The following is a 20215-nucleotide window of genomic DNA, read 5'->3' as shown; positions in this document are numbered from 1 at the left end:
CTCAGAACCTCTGCGGCGAAAAGGGCGAAAGATCGATCGCAGGAGACTGGCCCGTCACGAGATCGCGCACAAGCCGACCCGTCGCGGCTGCCTGCGTCAGCCCGAGATGGCCGTGACCGAAAGCATAGACAATGCTGGCGGAGTTGCGCGACCGCCCGATGACCGGCAGGGAATCCGGCAGCGAGGGACGGTAGCCCATCCATTCGCGCCCACCCTCGGTTCTGAGACCCGGCAGGAATTGCCGCGTCTTTTCCAGCATCGCTTTCGAGCGACGATAGTCGGGCGGACGGTCCAGCCCGCCAAGCTCGACCGCGCCGCCGATCCGCAACCCGGTTTCAAGCGGCGTGACGACGAAGCCGTGGGATGAGAAGATCAATTGCCGCTTCACGTCGAAAGCATCGATAGGCAGCGTAGTGTTGTAACCGCGCTCGGTTTCCAGCGGAATCCTGTCGCCAAGCGGCGCCGCAAGCCGATGCGACCACGCACCGGCGGCAACCACGAGCGCGCGACAAAGCACTTCCTCTCCGTCGGCCAGCCGCAACAGCGCACCTTTGTCACTCGGCGCGATCGTTTCCACCCTGCGCTGTTCGAACGCCACCCTGCCGCGCCGCCGCGCATGCTCGAAAACGGCCTTACCCAGCAATTTCGGATCAGCAACGTTCTTCCAGCCGGGCATGAACGTGCCCTTGACGAAGCGCGGCGAGAGGCCCGGCTGCAGTGCCGCCATCTCATCGCCCGCAACATGGCGGAATTCGAAACCGAACCTGTCGCGTGCCTGCCACCCCGGGAGGGACGCCTTGAACTCGCCATCGCTTTCGTAAAGCTCGAGCGCACCTTCTTCGCGCAGCATCGAACGCGTGCCGGACGCATCGAGCAGCCGCATCCATTCCGCTTCGGCCAGCCTCATCAGTGACGACTGCGCCGCGAGGCTCTTCTCGTAAAGGCGCGGACTGCCCGCGCGCCAGAAGCGCCATAGCCAGGGCGCGAGCTTCGGGAAGTAGGAAGGCGGAATGGAAAGCGGCCCGAGTGGATCGGCCAGCCAGCGCGGCAGGTTCCGCATCATGCCTTTCTGCGCCAGCGGCAGGACGTCGGGAAAAGCCAGCGCGGCGGCGTTGCCGGAGCTCGTCTCCTCGCAGATGCCGGTGCGGTCGAAAACCGTGACGGCGCGGTCGGCTTCGGCGAGGCTGGCGGCAGCACAGATACCCACAATGCCCGCACCGATGATCGCGACGTCGACCTCCCTCATCGCCGCACGCGCGACACCATCGAGATGAGGGACAGGTCAGACCGCAATGCCATCACTCCCACTGCTTGCGAATTGAGGTGCCGGCCTCAGAACGCCGGCATTTCCGGCCTCGTCGCCATGGCATCCCTGACGACCTTCTCCGCCGCCTGCCGCCTTTCGCCCGCAAGTGGCAGGCGCGGCGCGCGCACCCGCTCGTTGGACCCGATGGCAAGCGCCTCGACGAACTTGATGTTTTGCACCAGATAGGTCGACACGTCGAGGTCGAGCAAAGGCCGGAACCAGCGATAGATGGCCAGCGCTTCCTCGCGTCGCCCCTGTTTCATAAGCTGGTAGATCGCCACCGTCTCGCGCGGGAAAGCAGTGACGAGGCCGGCAACCCATCCGACCGCGCCGACACACAGCGCCTCGTATGCGAGATTGTCCACGCCGGTCAGAAGATCGAACCTGTCGCCAAAAGCGTTGATGATCTCGGTGGAGCGGCGGATGTCATCTGAAGACTCTTTCACCGCCATGAAACGCGAGTCGGAAGCAAGCTCCGCCATGACCGGTACGGTAACGTCGACGCGATAGGCAAGCCGGTTCGAATAGATCATTATCGGCAGGTCGCCTGCCGCGGCGACAGCCTTGAGCGTGGCGACGGTCTCTTCCGGGTTGGTGTGGTAGATCGGACTTGGCACGACCATCAGGCCGTTCGCTCCCGCCTTCGCGGCCGCCTTGGCCAGCGAGCATGCGTCGCGCGTCGCGGCTTCGTTAATCGTGAGGAGCACCGGCCTGTTCCCGGCGACGCCTTGGGCCGTCTTCAACACGGCGAGCTTCTCGTCGACATGCAGCATGGGACCTTCGCCCAAGGAACCGCAAACGATCAGCCCGTCGCAACCCGCCTCGATCTGCAGTGAAAAGCAGCGCTCCATCTCGGCATGATCGAGCTCATCGTTTTCGGTGAACTTTGTCGTCACCGCCGGGAGAACACCTGCCCACATCACCTTGCTCCTTCTGATATATCACTGATATATCTGTTGGCATGCGGACTGTCAAGCGACGTTGGATGCTGATATATCAAGGGAATGATGGAGAGTCGGTTGATGATCGAAACGGAAGTCGCCAACGAGCCCGCGGCACAGCGTGCCTATCGTGCGCTGGAAAGGATGATCGTCACGCTCGACCTTCAGCCTGGCGGCATCACCACCGAAGGCGCTCTGATAGAAAGGCTCGCTCTGGGTCGCACCCCTGTCCGCGAGGCGATCCAGCGTCTGGCATGGGAAGGTTTGATCGAGATAAGGCCGCGCGCCGGCCTTGCAGTCGCACCACTGCTCGCACACGACTGGCCGCTGGTGGTCGACGCACGGACGGGCGTCGAAATCGTTCTGGCGCGATCGGCGGCCCGCCACGCGTCGCCAGCAGACAAGCAACGCCTGCACGACGCGGCGGATCAGATGAACGATGCCGTTGCGGCGGCCGATGCGCTTGCCTTTCTCGAAGCCGACAAGCAGCTCGACGATGTCTTCGCCGCCGCTTCCGACAACAGCTTTGCGGTGCGCGTAGCCGCTCCGCTGCAAACCCACAGCCGTCGCTTCTGGTTTCGCTACCAAAGCGACACTGGTCTCGCGCAATCAGCCGAACATCACATCCGGCTGATCCGCGCTGTAATCGATGGAGACGAATGGCAAGCCGGGCGCGAGGCGGAGCGTCTGATGCTCATGCTGCGTCAGCTTGCCGAACACGCTGCCCGCCGGTGACTCGACTTAGAGTGTGCCGGGCGACAACGTTCGGCGACAACGTTCTAAGCGTCGACGCCACGCACCAGCTGGTTGCTTTCGAAGCCCTCACCGGCAGAGACGATGCAGCTCTTCCCGTCAGTGCCCGTTGCTAGAATCGTCCAGCTACCGTTGGCGGAGACGAGAATCTCGACAACCGAAGAACCGTCAACCTGACCCACGGCCATTGGGGTCTCGTTAAACTGCTGTGACAGCTCGGCCACCACGGCGTCACGCTCTCCGCACATGGCCATGCCCAGCATGTTGGCATTCAGCGCGGGGGTTTCGGCGACACCAACGGCCTCTGCAGCGGGCTTGTCTTCAGGGCTCGTCGCCGAAGCGAGTGGAGAAACAGCGAGCATGGCACCAGCGGCCAGCGCCGAAATGAGAAGTGGGATGCGTGCCATTGCAGCCTCCTGATGCCGAGGCGACCACCTGATTGGCGACCGGTCCGGCTTGTTTACCGCCCCGCGCAGCATGCAACGGGTCTCGCGAAAACAAGCTCTCAGGGACCACGCACGTTCCATCACGTTTTTTTGACAGTCTGTAACAATCGCCTGCAGATGACGGACGAAAATCCAGCTTTTCGGGTATTTTCGCCGCTGAACGTTCACAAAAGATAAGGCGGCGGTCCGGTGGACCCCCGCCTTGATTTTACATGAAAAGCGTTGTTTCGCCTGATCAGTTCATGGTCGGGATGACGAATTCCGCACCATCCTTGATGCCGGACGGCCAGCGCGACGTGACGGTCTTGGTCTTGGTGTAGAAGCGGAAGGCGTCGGGGCCATGCTGGTTCAGGTCGCCGAAGGACGAAGCCTTCCAGCCGCCGAAGGTGTAGTAGGCGATCGGCACCGGGATCGGTACGTTCACACCAACCATGCCGACCTGCACACGGGATGCAAAGTCGCGCGCGGCATCGCCGTCGCGGGTGAAGATCGCGACGCCGTTGCCCATCTCGTGGTCGTTGGCGAGCTTGATGGCGTTCTCGTAGGTCGGCGCACGCACTACCGACAGGACGGGACCAAAGATCTCTTCCTTGTAGATGCGCATGTCCTCGGTGACATTGTCGAAGAGGCAGCCGCCCATATAGTAGCCGTTTTCATAGCCCTGCATGGTAAAGTTGCGGCCGTCGACCACCAGCTTCGCGCCTTCCTGCACGCCGACGTCGACATAGTTCTTCACGCGCGCCAGCGCTTCCTTGGTGACCAGCGGGCCGAAATCGGCGCTGTTGTCGGTCGACGGGCCGACCTTGAGGCTCTCGACGCGCGGGATCAGGCGCTCGATGAGGCGATCGGCCGTCTCCTGACCGACCGGCACGGCGACTGAGATCGCCATGCAGCGCTCGCCGGCCGAGCCGTAACCCGCGCCGATCAGCGCATCGACGGTCTGGTCCATGTCGGCATCCGGCATGATGATCATGTGGTTCTTGGCACCGCCGAAGCACTGGGCGCGTTTCCCGTTCGCGGTTGCCCGCGAATAGATGTATTGCGCGATCGGCGTCGAACCGACGAAGCCGACGGCCTTGATGTCCGGATCGTCCAGGATGGCGTCGACAACCTCCTTGTCGCCGTTGACGACATTGAGCACGCCGGCCGGAAGCCCCGCCTCGATGAACAGCTCGGCGATCCGCATCGGAACGGACGGATCACGCTCCGACGGCTTCAGGATGAAAGCGTTGCCGCAGGCGATCGCCGGCGCGATCTTCCACAGCGGGATCATCGCCGGGAAGTTGAACGGGGTGATGCCGGCAACAACGCCCAGCGGCTGGCGCATGGAATAGACATCGATGCCCGGGCCGGCACCATCTGTGAACTCGCCCTTCATCATGTGCGGCGCGCCGATGCAGACCTCGACGACCTCCAGCCCGCGCTGGATGTCGCCCTTGGCATCGGCAATGGTCTTGCCGTGCTCGCGCGCCAGCATCTCGGCGAGCTCGTCATACTCGTTCTGTACCAGTTCCAGGAACTTCATCAGCACGCGCACGCGACGCTGCGGGTTGGTCGCGGCCCATCCGGCCTGCGCCGCCTTGGCGTTCTCCACCGCGGCGCGAAGCTCGTCCTTGGAAGCAAGCGCAACCTTGCCGCGCACGGAGCCGTCCATGGGCTGCATGACGTCCTGGCTGCGTCCGCTGGCGCCGGCGACGTGCTTGCCGCCGATGAAATGTCCGATCTCGAGCATGGCTCTCTCCCTGTACATTGGTTGCCGGCATTGTCCCGCTTCCGCTGCGCCAATGCAATGCGAGCAAATCAGCATCCGTTGTGCACAGATTGCTGTTCCTGCTATTGGGAACATGATTTGCTGCAATCCCGCAGCGCGGAGGCAGCCATGAATTGGGACGACGTGCGGATATTCCTGGCGGTGGCGCGCGCAGGCCAGATTCTGGGCGCGGCGCGAAGGCTTGAACTCAACCACGCAACGGTCTCGCGCCGCATCGCCGCGCTGGAGCGCGCGCTTGGCGCCAAGCTGTTTCGCCGGCTGACGACGGGGTCCGAGCTCACGGCTGAAGGCGAGCGTTTCCTGAACGTCGCCGAGCGCATCGAGGCGGACATGATCGCCGCCCGCGCCGAGATCGCCGGGGAAAGCGACGAGGTGGCGGGCGTGGTGCGCATTGGTGCACCCGACGGCTTCGGCGTGGCCTTTCTCGCTCCACGCCTCGGCCAACTCACCGAGCGCCATCCCGCATTGTCGATCCAACTCGTGCCGGTGCCGCGCTCCTTCTCGCTGTCGCGCCGCGAGGCAGACATCGCCATCACTGTGGAGCGCCCCACGGAGGGGCGGCTGGTCGCCGGCAAGCTTGTCGACTACACGCTTGGTCTCTACGCCTCGCGCGCCTATGCCGCGGCACGGGGACTGCCGGAAACGCCGGAAGATCTTCGCGGCCACCGCCTGATCGGCTACGTGCCCGACCTGCTCATCAGCCCTTCACTCGACTACGGGCCCGAAATCCTGCCGGACTGGCAGGCCGATTTCGCCGTTTCGTCAGCACTCGGCCAGGTAGAGGCCGTGCGGTCCGGGGCCGGCATCGGCATCCTCCACACCTTTATCGCGCGTGCGCACGATGACCTTGTGCCCGTTCCGGTCTGCCCGCCGATCCGTCGCGCCTACTGGCTGGTGTATCACGAGACGGTTCGCCCGCTGCGGCGCGTTCAGGCGGTTTCAGCCTTTATAGCCGCCGCCGTGGAGGCCGAGCGCGCCACCTTCACGTGAACAAGCGACGGCGCCCATTGCCCGGCAACGGCGAAGCCAATAGAAACGCGGCGACACCAACAGGAGAGAATTCCATGAGCATTGTCCGTCACGAAACCGGCCCCCGCATGAGCCAGGTCAACATCCATAACGGCGTCGTCTATCTCGCCGGCCAGGTTGGCGACGGCGAGTCGGTTGCCGACCAGACCAAGTCGATCCTGTCGAAGATCGACAACCTGCTGGCGCTGGCCAATTCGTCGAAGGAGCGCATTCTCTCCGCACAGATCTGGCTGTCGGACATGGCCGACTTCGCCGAGATGAATGCCGCTTGGGATGCCTGGGTCGCGCCCGGTAACGCGCCTGCCCGCGCCACCGGCGAAGCCAAACTCGCAGCCCCGAAATACCGCGTCGAAATCATCGTCATCGCCGCGCAGAACGACTAATCCCGCTTCGGCTGCGTGGCTGGGGCTTCACCGTTCCAGCCACGCGCACCTCGCATCCTGCCGCCGCAAAAGCCACGTTTCCATTCCCCAGCGTCATCCAAACCCTTGCCGCGTCAGGGGTTGCGTTAACATGAACGAAACCAATCCTCGCCTATTGATGCAGCGGGGCTTGGTGGGGGAATAACCAAAGGCATGATGCCGCGCTCCCGATCCGGCTGGACCGGAATGTCGATTATCCAGATCAGCGCATAGCCGCGGTTCCCTGCGGCTCGGGAATCTTTTGCAATGGCCGCATCGAATGCGACCCGGGTGACGCTCGAAGAACGCCTCGACTTCATCGGTCTCGATTCCTCGACCCGTCAGAATCTGAGGAACCTCAAGCCTCTCCTTTCGCGCGAAATCGGCCCGGCACTGAACGTCTTTTACGACAAGGTGCGGACCAACCCGCAGACCAGCGGCTTCTTTTCGTCCGCAACCCATTTGGAGTCCGCAAAGGGTCGGCAGGCAACGCACTGGACCGGCATTGCCGAAGCATCCTATGGCGACAGCTACGAGCAGGCGGTCCGGCGCATCGGCGAAACCCATGCCCGTCTCGGCCTCGAACCGACCTGGTACATCGGTGGCTATGCGCTCGTGGCGGAGCATCTCGTCAAAGCGGTGGTCAAGGAAAACTGGCCGCGCCTGATGTCGCGCAGTGGGCCGGAAGCCATGAGCCAGGCGCTTGTCGCGCTGCTCAAGGCGATCATGCTCGACATGGACCTCGCGATCACCACCTATCTGGAATCGCTGGACGAGAAGCGTCGGCAGGCGGAAAACGCACGGCTGGAATCCGAACAGCGCCAGAGCGAGGCGGTCAAGGCGATCACCCGGGCGCTTGGCGGTATCGCTGCCGGCGATCTGACGACGCGGCTTGAGGACAGGCTCGCCCCGGAATTCGCCCAGCTCAAGGCCGATTTCAATCACACCGCAGCCGCGCTCGCCAGAACGCTTTCCTCCGTCGCGCAATCGGCGGACAGCATCGGTTCGAGCTCAGAGGAAGTCGGTCGGGCCGCCGACGACCTTTCGCGTCGCACCGAGCACCAGGCCATGCGGCTGGAGCAGACGGCTGCCGCGCTCAACCAGATCACCGGCAGCGTCAAGCGCGCCGCCGACGGCGCCTCGCAGGCTGCGGCCAAGGTGGTATCTACACGCGAAGAAGCACGGCACTCCGGCGAGATCGCCTTCCAGACCAACCTGCTGGCGCTCAATGCGGGTGTCGAAGCAGCGCGTGCCGGCGACGCGGGCAGAGGCTTCGCCGTGGTGGCGCAGGAAGTGCGCGCTCTGGCGCAGCGATCCGCTGACGCCGCCAAGGAAATCAAGACGCTTATCGCGACCAGCTCCGCACAGGTTGAGCAGGGCGTGAAATTGATGGCCGAAACCGGCGACGTTTCGGAGCGGATCATCGCCAGCGTGGTGGAAATCGATGAGCTGGTAGCCGGCATCGCGTCGTCGTCGCGAGAGCAGTCTTTGGGCCTGTCGGACATCAACACCGCCGTCAGCGAGATGGATCAGGGCACGCAGCAGAACGCGGCGATGGTCGAGCAGACGACAGCCGCCGTCCACTCGCTGCGCAACGAAGCCGCGACGCTCGCCGAGGGCGTCTCCGCATTCGTTCTCGACAGCGCGCCTCGTGCAAAAGCGAAAGCGGCTGCATCACAGACGGGACGGCCGGCAAGGGGGCAGCCGGTTTACGCAACTGCAGGGGCGACCGCATTGGCGGTCAGGACGGAAACTTCCGAATGGGAAGAATTCTAGAGGAGAGGGGCATGGGCAAAACCGCCACGGAAAGCGTGACGCTTCCGAACGAACTCGACATCAAGGCGGCTGGCCCGCTCGCGGCAGAGCTGCTGGCAGCACGCGGAAAGGACCTCACCCTTAATGCGTCGCAGATCGAGCGCGTCGGCGGGCAATGCCTGCAGGTGCTGCTTTCGGCTGCCGCGACATGGGCCGCTGACGGCTCCGAGCTGACGATCGAAGAGCCTTCGCCCGCTTTCGTCGACGCGATCCAGACCGCAGGCCTCGACCTCGCAAAATTCACGGCACGGAGCAACTGACGATGGCGAAGACAATCCTGACCGTCGATGATTCGCGCACCATCCGCGAGATGCTGAAGGCGGCCCTTCTGGATGCCGGCATGGAAGTCGTGCAGGCCGAAGATGGCGTGCATGGCCTCGAAGTCCTGGAAACCTGCGATCCGGATGTGATCATCACCGACATCAACATGCCCCGCATGGACGGCTTCGGCTTCATCGAGGCCGTGCGTGGTTCCGAACGGCATCGCGCCATTCCAATCCTCGTGCTGACGACCGAAAGCGTCGACGAGAAGAAGGACCGGGCACGCCGGGCTGGCGCAAGCGGCTGGATCATCAAACCGTTCGATCCGGTCAAGCTCGTCACCGCGATCAACCGCGTCGCCGCCTGAGCGAAGGAGGACACCCGATCATGGATACGATGGCCGCCATCAAGCAGACCTTCTTTCAGGAGTGCGAGGAACAGCTCACCGAGATGGAAGAAGGGCTGTTGATGATCGAACGCGAGGAGGGCGATCTCGAGACGATCAACGCCGTCTTCCGCGCCGTTCACTCGATCAAGGGAGGCGCTGGAGCCTTCGGGCTCGACGACCTCGTGCGCTTCGCACACACCTTCGAGACCACGCTCGACGGAATGCGCAGCGGAAAACTCGAAATCACCCCGCAGGTCGTCAAGTTGATGCTGCGTTCCGCCGACGTCCTGTCGGATCTGGTGCGCATCTCACGCGATGGCGGTGAGATGGATGCGACGCGCGTGGCGCAGATGACGGAGGAGTTGAGCAAGGCTGGCGGCATGGCCCCTGCCCCCGCGGTTCAGCCCGCACCCGCGGCCGACTTTTCCTTCGAGCCTGTGGCCGCGGGCGGCGACGGCGCCGGGGTGGATGAATTCGGCTTCGCACCGGTCCAGATTTCCTTCGATACCTTGATTTCGGATGATGTCGCCACCGGCGCTCATCGTTTCGAGATCAGCTTCACGCCTAGGCCGGAGCTCTACTCCAAGGCCAACGATGCGCTGCGGCTGCTGCGCGAGCTCGGCCGGCTGGGAGATATGGAAGTCGCCTGCGACGTGTCCGCGCTGCCGCCGCTCGACGAGATCGATCCGGAAGGCGCCTACCTGACCTGGAAGATCGACCTGTCCACCGACGCCGACGAAAAGTCGGTGCGCGAGATCTTCGAGTTCGTGGAATTCGATTGCGATCTGTCGATCGACGTCAATGTCATCGGCATGGACGAGGAAAGTGCCAGCCAGACCGTGGAAGCAATCCTTGCGCAGGTCGCCGCTGAGGAAGCAGCCCAGTCGGAAGCGCTGCCGGCCCTGGCGGTCGAGCCTGTGTCGGCCCCGATCGAACCGGCAGTGGCTCCGGAACCCGCACCGAAGACACCTGTTGCAGCCAACCAGCAGTCCCAACCAGCAGCACAGTCTGCCCAGCAGCCCGGCGCCACCATCCGCGTCGACCTCGACCGCGTCGATCGCCTGATCGACCTGGTCGGCGAGTTGGTCATCAACCAGTCGATGCTGGCTCAGCGCGTAACCGAAGCTGGCATCGCCCGTCTGTCGGACGTTGCCGTGGGTCTTGACGACCTCGAGCATCTTACCCGCGAGATCCAGGATTCCGTCATGGCGATCCGCGCCCAGCCGGTGCGACCGATCTTCCAGCGCATGTCCCGCGTTGTACGCGAGGTTGCCGACATGACGGGCAAATCGGTCCGCCTCGTCACGGAAGGCGAGAATTGCGAGGTCGACAAGACCGTCATCGAGCGGCTGGCCGACCCGCTGACGCACATGATCCGCAACGCGATCGACCACGGCCTCGAAAAGCCGGAGGATCGCGTGAAGGCCGGCAAGCCCGAGCAGGGCGTGGTCAAGATGGTCGCGGCCCACCGCTCCGGCCGCGTGGTGATCGAGGTTTCCGACGACGGCGCCGGCATCAACCGCGCCAAGGTGCGCGAGATCGCGGTCGACAAGGGTATCATCGAGGCCGACGCCCAGCTCACTGACTCAGAGATCGACGATCTGATTTTCGCACCGGGCTTTTCCACTGCGGCGACCATCTCGGACGTTTCCGGTCGTGGCGTCGGCATGGATGTCGTGCGCCGCTCCATCCAGGCGCTCGGCGGGCGCATCACCATTTCCTCACGCCCCGGCAACGGGACGACGTTCTCCCTGTCGCTGCCGCTGACGCTGGCCGTGCTCGACGGCATGGTGGTCACGGTTGCCGGGCAGACGCTGGTCGTGCCGCTGTCGGCCATCGTCGAAACTCTCCAGCCGAAAGCCACAGATGTTCACGGGCTCGGCGAGAAGGCACGCGTGATCGCCATCCGAGGGTCCTTCATCCCGCTTGTCGATGTCGGCAGCGTGCTCAGCTACCGCGACGAGGAGGCCGATCCGCTGCAGGGCGTGGCGGTGATGGTGGAGACCGAGAACCAATCGCAATGCGCACTGATGGTCGACGGCATCATCGGCCAGCAGCAGGTCGTCATCAAAAGCCTGGAAACCAACTACGGCCATGTCTTCGGCGTGGCGGCAGCCACCATTCTCGGCGATGGCCGCGTGGCTGTCATTCTTGACGTCGATGCAATTGTTGCCGGCTCTCGCAGCGATGTCGCGCGAGCCGACGCAAACCGAAAGAGGAGCGCAGCATGATCCAGGTCAGGGAACAGGACGCCACGGCGAGCAACGAGCTGATCGCTTTCCGCCTCGGCGAGCAGGAGTTCTGCGTCGACATCATGTCGGTGCGCGACATTCGCGGCTGGACGCAGACGACGCCGCTGCCCCATTCGTCGGCCTATGTGAAGGGCGTGATAAACCTGCGCGGCGCTGTGCTGCCGGTTGTCGACCTGGCCGCCAGGCTGGGTTTCGAGCCGGCGGAGCCGAGTGCCCGCCACGTCATCATCATCACGCAGGTGGGACACCAGACGATCGGTCTGCTGGTCGATGCCGTCTCGGACATCCTGACCGTCGATTCCGGCGCGATCCAGGCGACCCCCAACGTCGCCTCGGATCTGGCACGCACCTTCATGAAGGGCGTGATCGCGATGGAAGGCCGCATGATCAGCCTGATCGCGCTCGACAACGTGCTGACACAGAACCAAGCAGGACAGGGCCTGCTGAACTGACAACCCAGCCGCGCGGGGACCGGGAACGCGGCGACAGACAGGGAAATCCCGCGCGAGCGGGCAATAAGGAAAACGAGCCATGTCACTTCTTGCTCAGTTGAAAATCCTCGTCGTCGACGACACGACAACCAGCCGGCTTCTCGTCAGGGATGCGCTCGAAACGCTCGGCTTCCGCAACATCCAGGTGGCGGCCGACGGCGAACAGGCGATGAAGATGATGATGACGACACCGTCTCATCTCATCATATCCGACATGAACATGCCCAAGATGAACGGGCTGCAGCTCCTGCACGCGATCCGGACCTACAAGCCGACGTCGCGCACGCCCTTCATGATTCTCACCGGCAGCCCAGACCGGGCTGTATTGGACGAGGGGCGCAAGCTCGGCCTCAACAACTATCTGACGAAGCCTTTCAACCCCGACCAGCTTCGCAGGGCGTTGGAAGCGATCGTGGGCAAGCTTCACTGAGGATCTTCTTGCGGGCAGTCCGCACGCAAGGGGCAGAATGCCGGGCGCGGTTTTGGTCGGAAGTGCGAGTAAAGCGTAGGGTTGAGTACGATGAACCATGCACAGCGCGAAGACGCGGCAGAAACGGCCGAGCTTGTGGCCGACGTTCTTGCCCGCATCCAGTTCGAGCTTGAAGATATCGCGCGCCGTATCGACCGCAACCAGGCCGCCATCGCACGGTCGACCTGGGATGTAGGGGCGGCAGACGCCGCCTACGTTCAGGCCATGCAGGATGCCGACCTCAGCGCCCAACGTATTGCCGGCGTGGCGGATTTCCTGCGCGCCATTGGCGATGCCGCGCATCCACAATGGCGGATCGATACAAGCGCCGCGACAGGTGCCCTCAAGCTGACTGAGCTGGCGCGCTCGATCGGGCAGACGGGTTCCTCTGTCCAGGCTAAGGACGAAGCCGCTGCGGGCGAAGTCGACCTGTTCTGACAGGTTTCAGCCGAACACGGGCATCCCTTCTACAAAGACCCTCATAGACGCTCCAAAAAGCAGAGTTGCACCCGTTACCGACATCGCGGCCGACGTTGCAATGTCGACACGATGCAACGGGTTTAGGACGATGCCTGCCGACGCCTCGTCAGAAACGCGTTTCATGGCGCGGACGCGCCACCACTGCAGCAACGACACAACCGCCAACGGCATCGCCCCGACCGAGTTGATAGGCAACGTCGAGGGCATGATCAGTCCGCTGGCCGCAACAAGGGCGGCAAGCAGCAACCACGTCACCGCCGACAGCAGACCAAGCCAGTGCGCAATATTCTTCACGCCGCGACTCTAGCGGGCTGCAGTCGCGAACGCTATCGCAGCTCGACGCGCCCGCGTTGCTGCCCGCGACAACAACGCTTCAACCTAGAACAGCTCGACTGAGCCATCGCTTTCGACCGGCGGCACCGGCCGGGTACGGCGCTCGACATCGAACACCTGGATGCTCTCGCGTTCCATCAGCGATTGCCGGGCACGCCCGGAGACTGGCCAGAACTGCACCTTTCGCCCATGCTCGCCAAGCAGGCTTCCGCCCACATGACGAATGCGTTCGGCAGCGAGAAAGCGCTCGGCAAACTCCGCGTTCTGCCGGCCGACGTCGGTGAGACCGTCGATGAGCCGCGCTCCCCCAAAAAGCTTGGCTTCGAGCCGCTCGCGCCGCGCTCCGCGCGACAGAAGCGCGTTGACGAGCAACTCCATGGCATGCACGCCATGGCGCTGCGCCTGGGAATCCGTGCCTTGCGATCGATTGCCCGGCAGAAGAAAGTGATTCATGCCGCCAACACCGGCGACGGGGTCGCGCATGCATGCGGCCACACAGCTTCCCAGCAGCGTCGTCAGCACGGCTTCAGGATCGTCGGTAACGAACTGCTCGCCCTGCACGACATGGACGCGCAGCCCGCCGGTGACGGAAGACGGTACGCCGAGCGGGCTTCGCTCGATCATGCCGCGTGTCATCGCCATACACTCCGCAGGCGAAGTCCGGTCGATCCCGACCCATCAGGTGGTGTTTCGGTGATTGCGTGCATATGGCCCCCCTCTGCACATCAAGCTGTTTCCCTGGTGGCGTTGCACCGGTTGATGATTTCCGCACCGATGCGCTCCAGCGGCAATTGCCGCTCGACCGCCCCTACCTCGAATGCAACCCTCGGCATGCCGTAGACCACCGATGTCTGTTCATTCTGGCCAATCGTCGCGGCGCCCGCATTGCGCATGGACAAAAGCCCATTGGCCCCGTCGCGCCCCATGCCCGTAAGGATGACGCCGACAGCGCCCTTGCCGGCAGCGCGGGCGACAGAATCGAACAGAACATCCACAGAGGGGCGGTGCCCGTTGACCGCAGGCTCAGGAACCAGCCTGCAACGAAGCTGCGTCGATCCGACGACCTGGAGATGGTTGTCGCCTCCTGGCGCCAGATAGATCTGGCCGACGCGGAGCTGTGCGCCTTCGCTGGCTTCCTCGACATGGGCGGCGCAGGTCCGGTTGAGACGCTCAGCGAAGCTTCTGGTGAAGGTGCCCGGCATATGCTGTGTAATAACGGTCGGCGGACAGTTGGCCGGAAAGGCCGACAGCACAGACAGCAGCGCTTCGACGCCACCGGTCGACGAACCGATTGCGACGATCCGACCGTCGGGTTTGAAATCGCCACCGGCGGCATGGCTGGGTGCGCGATCGGAACCTGGACGCACCCTTGCCCGCGCGGCTGCCTTCACTTTGGCCGCCAAACTGGCAAAGGCCTGCTCGGCGGGCACGCCGGCAGATGGCTTACCAACACAATCGATGGCGCCGATTTCCAGCGCCGCAAGGCTTACGTCGGCTCCGACCTGCGTCAGAGTAGAGACCATGACCACCGGCATTGGCCGCAGGCGCATGATCTTCTCCAGGAACGCCAGGCCGTTCATGTTCGGCATCTCGACGTCGAGCGTGATGACGTCCGGATTGAGCTGCTTGATGGCCTCTCGCGCTTCGAGCGGGTCGCCGGCCTGGCCGACCACGGAAATCTCCGGATCCCGACGGAGCACGGCGGAAATGAGGCTGCGCATCGTCGCACTGTCGTCGACGACGAGAACCCTCACCGAACTCATCGAACACCGTCCCTGAGGCGGTAAGTGGTGAGCCCGTCGGTTTCGAACTTGGCCATGTCGGTGACGCGCTCCGAATGGCCGACATAGAGCCGCCCGCCCGGGTTCAGAAGTGGCGCGAAGCGCGCCCAGATCCGCGCCTGTGTCGCCTCATCGAAATAGATGACCACGTTGCGGCAGAAGATGGCGTCGAACCTGCCCTTCATAGGCCAGTTACCCATCAGGTTCAGCTCGCGGAACGAGACCAGACGCCGCATTTCCTCGCCGGCACCCCAGGCATCTCGTGCCCCGTCCTTTACCCTGACCATCCAGCGATCGCGCAGAGCCGAAGGCACCGGCTGCACGGCCTCGTCGGAATAGACGCCGGCACGTCCCGTCGCGACCACGTTGGGATCGATGTCGGTCGCGAGAATGCGCACGTCGTATTGTGCCGCATCCGGCAGCATGTCGAGTAGTGTCAGCGCGATCGAATAGGGCTCCTGCCCGGTCGAGCAACCCGCCGACCAGATGCGCACACGCCCCCGCGCCTTGGCACGGCTGACGAGTTCCGGCAGAACCCGGCTTTTCAGATGCTCGAAATGATGCGGCTCACGGAAATAGCGTGTCACGTTGGTCGTTAACGCGGCCAGCATGTTCTGGCGCTCGCTGGTTCCTTCGGAGCCGCCGACGAACTTGCAGTAATCCCGGAAGCTCTCCAGCCCCAGCGCCCGCAACCGCTTCGCGAGCCTGGAATAGACCAGCGAGGCCTTGCTTTCGGTCAGCGCAATGCCGGCGTCGTCGTACAGCATCCGCGCGATGGAGAGGAAATCATCGTTGGTGAAGAGGAACTCGCCCTCGACCAACGCCTGCTGGCGTGCACCCGTCGCAGGCCTGATGGCGGTCGTCATGCTGCCTCAGCTTCCTTTTCGGGCAGAATGCGCTCCAGGCCGATCTCGCCGATCATGCGCCCTTCGACGGCAAGGATGCCGCGAATGAAAGAGCGTACCGTTTCGCTCGCAACATTTGGCGTTGGCTGCAGCATGTCTTCCGTTACACTGAGAATGTCGCAGACGGCATCGACCAGCAGTCCAGTCTCCTGCTCGCCGACGCGCACAACGATGATGACGTGGCGAGCTTCCGGCGTTGTGAAGCCGAAGCCAAGGCGGGCCGAGAGGTCGATGATCGGCAACACGGTCCCCCGCAGGTTGATGACGCCGCGCATGAACTTCTGCGCATGCGGCAGCGGGGTTGCCGGTGTCCAGCCGCGGATTTCGCGCACCGACATGATGTCGACGCAGAATTCCTGCGCGCCCACACGAAATGCGATCAGTTCGCGGCGGCGATCGGACGCCCTTCTATTCAGATGTTCGCTCATTTTTTGTCCTGAGACTCCGCCGATACACGAAGCAACAGCAGAAACTGCACGTGCCGAGAATGTGCCGGACGGCGTTAATTTCACGTTTAGCGCAGCCAGCACGTTGGGTTGCCGAAAGATGAGACCGCCGCTGTTCCAGCGACGGTCTCACTGTCTGGTCAGAACTCTTCCCAACCGTCGTCCTGCGGCTGCGCCGCGAGCAGGGCGGCGGCGTGGCCGCCACCGGCTGAGACTGTCTTGAGAGCAGGCCGCGCCGACTGAGGCTTTGGCGTCGCCGCAGCAACAGGGGCCGAGCTGTTTGCAGCCACGGCAACCTTGCGGGGTGCTGTCTGTGCTCCGGCCTGGGTGCCGAGGCGGAACTTCGACACCAGCCGTGCCAGTTCGTCGGCTTCCTGTGCCAGATGGTGGCTGGCGGCTGTGGACTGTTCGACCATCGCCGCGTTCTGCTGGGTAACCTGGTCCATCTGGTTGACGGCCGTGTTCACTTCGCCGAGCCCGGTCGACTGCTCGCGTGCCGAAGCAGCGATCTCCGTCACCAGACCGGTGATCTCTCCAACCTGTGCCACGATCTTCTCCAGCGCCGAGCCTGTCTGGCCGACGAGGTCGACACCCTGATCCACCTGCTGGGTAGAGGTCGAAATCAGATCCTTGATCTCCTTGGCGGCCTCTGCCGAACGCTGGGCCAGCGCGCGCACTTCCGACGCGACCACAGCGAAGCCCTTGCCGGCATCGCCCGCACGCGCTGCCTCCACGCCGGCATTGAGCGCCAGCAGGTTGGTCTGGAAGGCGATCTCGTCGATCACACCGATGATCTGGCCGATCTGCTGCGAAGACTTCTCGATCTGCGCCATCGCCTCGACCGCCTCGCGCACCACGGCTCCCGACTTCTCGGCGCCAACACGCGCCTGATCGGTCACTTGCGAAGCCTGATGGGCGCCTTCGGCGGTCTTCTTTACCGTTGCGGTGATCTCGTCCAGCGCCGCCGCGGTCTCCTCCAGGCTTGCAGCCTGCTGTTCGGTGCGCCGCGACAGGTCGTCCGCTGCCTGGCTGATTTCGCCGGTGCCGGAGCGCATTCCCTCGATCGCCCCGGTGATCGTCACCATCGTGTCCTGAAGCTGCTGCGCGGTGGCGTTGAAATCGTCCTTCAAACGCTGCGCTTCCGGGGAGAAGGTATCGGTGATGCGATAGGTCAGGTCGCCATTTGCAAGCGCCGACAGACCGGTCGCCAGCGCCGAGATCGCGACGTGATCTTCCTCGGCTTTGCGGGCCTTTTCGCTCTCATTGCGCGACCGCTCGGCTTCCGCCGCACCGCGCGCATGCTCCGTTTCGCCTTCGAGCCGGATCTTCTCGATCGCCGCGTCCTTGAACACAAGCACCGCGCGAGCCATCTCGCCCACCTCGTCCTTGCGCTCCACGGCGGGCACTTCCACCGAATGATTGCCCGAAGCCAGTTCGCCCATCACGCCCGTCAGGGCATTCACCGGCGCCGCAATCATACGCGAAAGCAGCCAGCCAAGCGCGACAGCGATGAGAACCGACAAAGCCAGGCCGACGATGATGGCCATCTCGGTCTGGCTCATCGCTCTGGAACTTATCGAGGCAACCTCGGCAAGCTCGAGCCGCTCGCCTTCGGAAAGCCCCGCAAGGATGTTTTCAACGGCTTCCATGTAGCCGTCGGCGGGACCGCTCTGGCCAATCATCTCGATGGCCCTGAACCGGTTGATCGGATCCGCGTAATACTTCAGGCCGACATCGACGATATTCGTCTGCCATGCCTGCATCGCCGCCTCGGCGGTCTGGATCGCTCCGAGCATTTCGGCTTCGTTGCCATGCCCGGCCTGTGATGCCTTCATCTTGTCCAGTGCTTCGTAGAAGCCCTTGCGGTGCTTATCCAGAAGACCCAGATAGAAATCGTCTCCCGAAACAAGAAAACCGCGATAGCTGTTTTCCTGACGGGCCAGCTTGAATTCGGCCTGCGTGATGAGGTCGATCGCGGTCCGCGCGCCGTTCTCCTCGGCTGTTGCTTGCCTAAGTGTCTGAAGGTTCAGGTAAACCGCCGCACTCATACCGATGATGGTTGCGATAACCGCGAAGAAGCCGATCGCCAGCTTCCGTGAAATTTTCAGATTCTTGAACGACACGGTGACCCCCACAATCTCGTGCAATCGCCCCGGCCCCGCGCCGGGCACAGCACCTGTCGCCCCAAGCAGAGGTGCTTTGGTACTCATGTCCGCACAAGATTAATAAGCCGCTAATACAAGCGCGCCCAGTCGGCTAAAAGTTAAGGCAACGACCGCTACGTTTCGCCCAAGGCAGGCCCCGTCCCTCAGGCCGGCATACCCTCGGCGCCCTTCTGCAGCCTGTCGAGATGCCGTCGGATGTGACTCGCCTCGGCGGTCGTATTGGCACATGAAATCGCCTTCTCGAACGCAGCCCTTGCCTCCCGCGACCGACCGAGATCAAGCAGCAGTGCGCCGCGCACGCCGTGGAAATGGAAATACCCGTCGAGCGAGCCTGAAAGCGGTTCGATCAGTCGAAGCGCTTCGGCCGCTCCGGCATGCTTGGAGACCGCAACCGCGCGGTTCAGCGTGATGACCGGTGAAGGCTGCAAGGTCTCGAGCATCTGGTAATATTGGTCGATCGCGCGCCAGTCGGTATCGGCAGCCTGCTTTGCCCTGGCATGCTCATAGGCGATCGCCGCCTGAAGCTGGTAGGTGCCGGGCCGGCTATGACGTGCCGCCTTCTCGATCAGGGCTGCGGCTTCCGCCATCAGCTTGCCGCGCCACAGGCTGCGGTCCTGCTCGTCCAGCAGCACGATTTCGCCCTCGGCATCGAGCCGCGCGGGCACGCGGGCATGCTGGAAAAGCATCAGCGCCACCAGCCCCATCAGCTCCGGCTCGCCCGGGTACATTCTCAGGAGCAGGTAGCCGAGCCTGATCGCCTCGTCGCATAGCGGCTCGCGGATGTGAGCCTCGCCGCCGCTTGCGGAATAGCCCTCGTTGAAAAGCAGATAGACCATCGCGGTCACGGTGGCGATGCGCTCGACACGCTCGACTGCGGAAGGCGTCTCGAATTCGACCCCCGCGGCAGCCACCTTGCGCTTGGCGCGGGTGATGCGCTGCTCCATGGCGGCTTCGGAAACGAGAAAGGCCCGCGCGATTTCCGGTACGGTGAGACCGGATACGATCCGCAGCGCCATGGCGATCTGTTGCGTGGCGGGCAGGTCCGGATGACAGCAGATGAACAACAGCCGCAGCACGTCGTCGCGATAGTCGGCATTGTCGAGGCGTTCCGCCATCGACGGCTCGGTGTCTTCAAGATCGGACAGGGTTTCTTCGTCGGGCAACGCCTGCTGGCGGCTACGCTTCCTGATGTCGTCGACGCCGGCATTGCGCCCCACGAAGATCAGCCATGCTGCAGGATCGCGCGGCGGTCCCTTTTGCGGCCAATTCTTCAGCGCCCGCAGGCAGGCCTCCTGAAAGGCTTCCTCGGCCGTATCGAGGTCGCGGAAATAGCGCATCAGCGCGCCCACAACCTGCGGCCGTGCCGCCGAAAGGGCCTGATCTATCCAGGAAAGGTCGTTCACGTTGCCTCCGCAGGGGGTACATAGGCCGAGATGGGTCTCACCTCGACACCGCCGAATTCGCGTTCTCGCGCCAGATGCTTCCCGGCCTCGATGGCATCTTCGAGCGAGGCGCAGTCGACGATCCAGAACCCCAGCAGCTGCTCCTTGGTCTCGGCAAAGGGACCGTCAATGACCAAAGGATCCTGCCCCGCCTTGACGAAGGTGGCGGCGGTGGTCGGCATCAGCCGCAACCGTGGACCGAATTTGCTCTTGGCAACGATCTTCTCCTCGGCTGCGCGGACGCGGCTCATCATGGCCTCGTCGTCTTCCTTGGAAAGGCCGCAGACGGCTGCCTCGTTGTTGTAGCAGAGAAGGGCATAAAGCATGACGCTTCCTCATC

At 63.6% G+C, this 20215-nt stretch carries 22 protein-coding genes; 10 read left to right on the top strand and 12 right to left on the bottom strand.

Translation table 11 applies throughout. From position 1 onward, the window contains the following. Position 1: 1 nt before the first annotated feature. Together V1479_RS13400 and V1479_RS13395 are read right to left on the bottom strand one after the other, a co-directional pair. Entirely contained in the window at positions 2–1246 is a 1245-nt protein-coding gene (locus V1479_RS13400) for an NAD(P)/FAD-dependent oxidoreductase (protein ID WP_368803337.1), read from the bottom strand. An 86-nt stretch (positions 1247–1332) separates the two neighbouring features. Then, on the bottom strand, positions 1333–2226 hold the full coding sequence (locus V1479_RS13395; RefSeq protein WP_368803336.1) for a dihydrodipicolinate synthase family protein: 894 nt from the start codon (positions 2224–2226) through the stop codon (positions 1333–1335). 102 nt (positions 2227–2328) lie between these two features. On the opposite strand from V1479_RS13395, the gene V1479_RS13390 reads away from it, so the two are divergent. Beyond that, a complete protein-coding gene (locus V1479_RS13390; RefSeq protein ID WP_368803335.1) occupies positions 2329–2982 on the top strand; it encodes a GntR family transcriptional regulator in 654 nt (217 codons plus the stop codon). A 44-nt stretch (positions 2983–3026) separates the two neighbouring features. Here V1479_RS13390 and V1479_RS13385 read toward each other — a convergent pair whose 3' ends face one another. Next, a complete protein-coding gene (locus V1479_RS13385; RefSeq protein ID WP_368803334.1) occupies positions 3027–3407 on the bottom strand; it encodes a hypothetical protein in 381 nt (126 codons plus the stop codon). 274 nt (positions 3408–3681) lie between these two features. Beyond that, positions 3682–5178 carry a CoA-acylating methylmalonate-semialdehyde dehydrogenase gene (locus tag V1479_RS13380; protein WP_173194696.1) on the bottom strand — a complete coding sequence of 499 codons (1497 nt, stop codon included), beginning with the start codon at positions 5176–5178 and terminating at the stop codon, positions 3682–3684. 147 nt (positions 5179–5325) lie between these two features. Between V1479_RS13380 and V1479_RS13375 the strand changes: the two genes are divergently transcribed. From V1479_RS13375 to V1479_RS13335, 9 genes are all read left to right on the top strand, one after another. Next, positions 5326–6207 (top strand): LysR family transcriptional regulator, encoded by an 882-nt coding sequence (locus V1479_RS13375; RefSeq protein WP_368803333.1) that lies wholly within the window; start codon positions 5326–5328, stop codon positions 6205–6207. 74 nt (positions 6208–6281) lie between these two features. After that, positions 6282–6629, top strand: a complete 348-nt coding sequence (locus V1479_RS13370; RefSeq protein WP_368803332.1) for a RidA family protein — start codon at positions 6282–6284, stop codon at positions 6627–6629. 285 nt (positions 6630–6914) lie between these two features. After that, entirely contained in the window at positions 6915–8423 is a 1509-nt protein-coding gene (locus V1479_RS13365) for a protoglobin domain-containing protein (protein ID WP_368803331.1), read from the top strand. 11 nt (positions 8424–8434) lie between these two features. After that, positions 8435–8722: an STAS domain-containing protein gene (locus V1479_RS13360; protein WP_368803330.1), complete on the top strand. Its 288-nt coding sequence runs from the start codon at positions 8435–8437 to the stop codon at positions 8720–8722. 2 nt (positions 8723–8724) lie between these two features. Then, positions 8725–9090, top strand: coding sequence for a response regulator (locus V1479_RS13355; RefSeq protein WP_368803329.1), 366 nt, complete (start codon positions 8725–8727; stop codon positions 9088–9090). A 20-nt stretch (positions 9091–9110) separates the two neighbouring features. Next, on the top strand, positions 9111–11342 hold the full coding sequence (locus V1479_RS13350; RefSeq protein ID WP_368803328.1) for a chemotaxis protein CheA: 2232 nt from the start codon (positions 9111–9113) through the stop codon (positions 11340–11342). Further along, a complete protein-coding gene (locus V1479_RS13345; protein WP_173194701.1) occupies positions 11339–11815 on the top strand; it encodes a chemotaxis protein CheW in 477 nt (158 codons plus the stop codon). The genes V1479_RS13350 and V1479_RS13345 overlap by 4 nt, the downstream gene beginning before the upstream one ends. A 79-nt stretch (positions 11816–11894) precedes the next feature. Further along, positions 11895–12284: a response regulator gene (locus V1479_RS13340; protein WP_173194702.1), complete on the top strand. Its 390-nt coding sequence runs from the start codon at positions 11895–11897 to the stop codon at positions 12282–12284. 90 nt (positions 12285–12374) lie between these two features. Beyond that, a complete protein-coding gene (locus tag V1479_RS13335; RefSeq protein ID WP_368803327.1) occupies positions 12375–12761 on the top strand; it encodes a DUF8776 family protein in 387 nt (128 codons plus the stop codon). Between the two features lie 6 nt (positions 12762–12767). Here the strand turns inward: V1479_RS13335 and V1479_RS13330 are convergent, their stop codons facing one another. From V1479_RS13330 to V1479_RS13295, 8 genes are all read right to left on the bottom strand, one after another. Beyond that, positions 12768–13097, bottom strand: a complete 330-nt coding sequence (locus V1479_RS13330; RefSeq protein WP_368803326.1) for a hypothetical protein — start codon at positions 13095–13097, stop codon at positions 12768–12770. An 84-nt stretch (positions 13098–13181) separates the two neighbouring features. Beyond that, positions 13182–13772, bottom strand: a complete 591-nt coding sequence (locus tag V1479_RS13325) for a chemotaxis protein CheD (protein WP_438620526.1) — start codon at positions 13770–13772, stop codon at positions 13182–13184. An 89-nt stretch (positions 13773–13861) separates the two neighbouring features. Then, complete coding sequence (locus V1479_RS13320; protein WP_368803325.1) at positions 13862–14899, bottom strand: protein-glutamate methylesterase/protein-glutamine glutaminase; 1038 nt, start codon at positions 14897–14899, stop codon at positions 13862–13864. Continuing rightward, positions 14896–15783 (bottom strand): CheR family methyltransferase, encoded by an 888-nt coding sequence (locus V1479_RS13315; RefSeq protein WP_368803324.1) that lies wholly within the window; start codon positions 15781–15783, stop codon positions 14896–14898. Before V1479_RS13315 ends, V1479_RS13320 begins: the two co-directional genes overlap by 4 nt. Beyond that, entirely contained in the window at positions 15780–16250 is a 471-nt protein-coding gene (locus V1479_RS13310) for a chemotaxis protein CheW (protein ID WP_173194707.1), read from the bottom strand. The genes V1479_RS13315 and V1479_RS13310 overlap by 4 nt, the downstream gene beginning before the upstream one ends. Positions 16251–16408: 158 nt before the next feature. Next, positions 16409–18478, bottom strand: coding sequence for a methyl-accepting chemotaxis protein (locus V1479_RS13305; RefSeq protein ID WP_368803323.1), 2070 nt, complete (start codon positions 18476–18478; stop codon positions 16409–16411). Positions 18479–18576: 98 nt separating this feature from the next. Then, positions 18577–19836, bottom strand: coding sequence for an RNA polymerase sigma factor (locus V1479_RS13300; RefSeq protein ID WP_368803322.1), 1260 nt, complete (start codon positions 19834–19836; stop codon positions 18577–18579). Beyond that, positions 19833–20201 (bottom strand): YciI family protein, encoded by a 369-nt coding sequence (locus tag V1479_RS13295; protein ID WP_173194710.1) that lies wholly within the window; start codon positions 20199–20201, stop codon positions 19833–19835. Before V1479_RS13295 ends, V1479_RS13300 begins: the two co-directional genes overlap by 4 nt. Positions 20202–20215: the final 14 nt, after the last annotated feature.

The sequence above is a fragment of the Neoaquamicrobium sediminum genome, from assembly GCF_040970315.1.
GTDB lineage: Bacteria > Pseudomonadota > Alphaproteobacteria > Rhizobiales > Rhizobiaceae > Aerobium > Aerobium sediminum.
The sequence above is the reverse complement of the archived record's forward strand: the minus strand, read 5'-3'. Positions and strand labels throughout refer to the sequence as shown.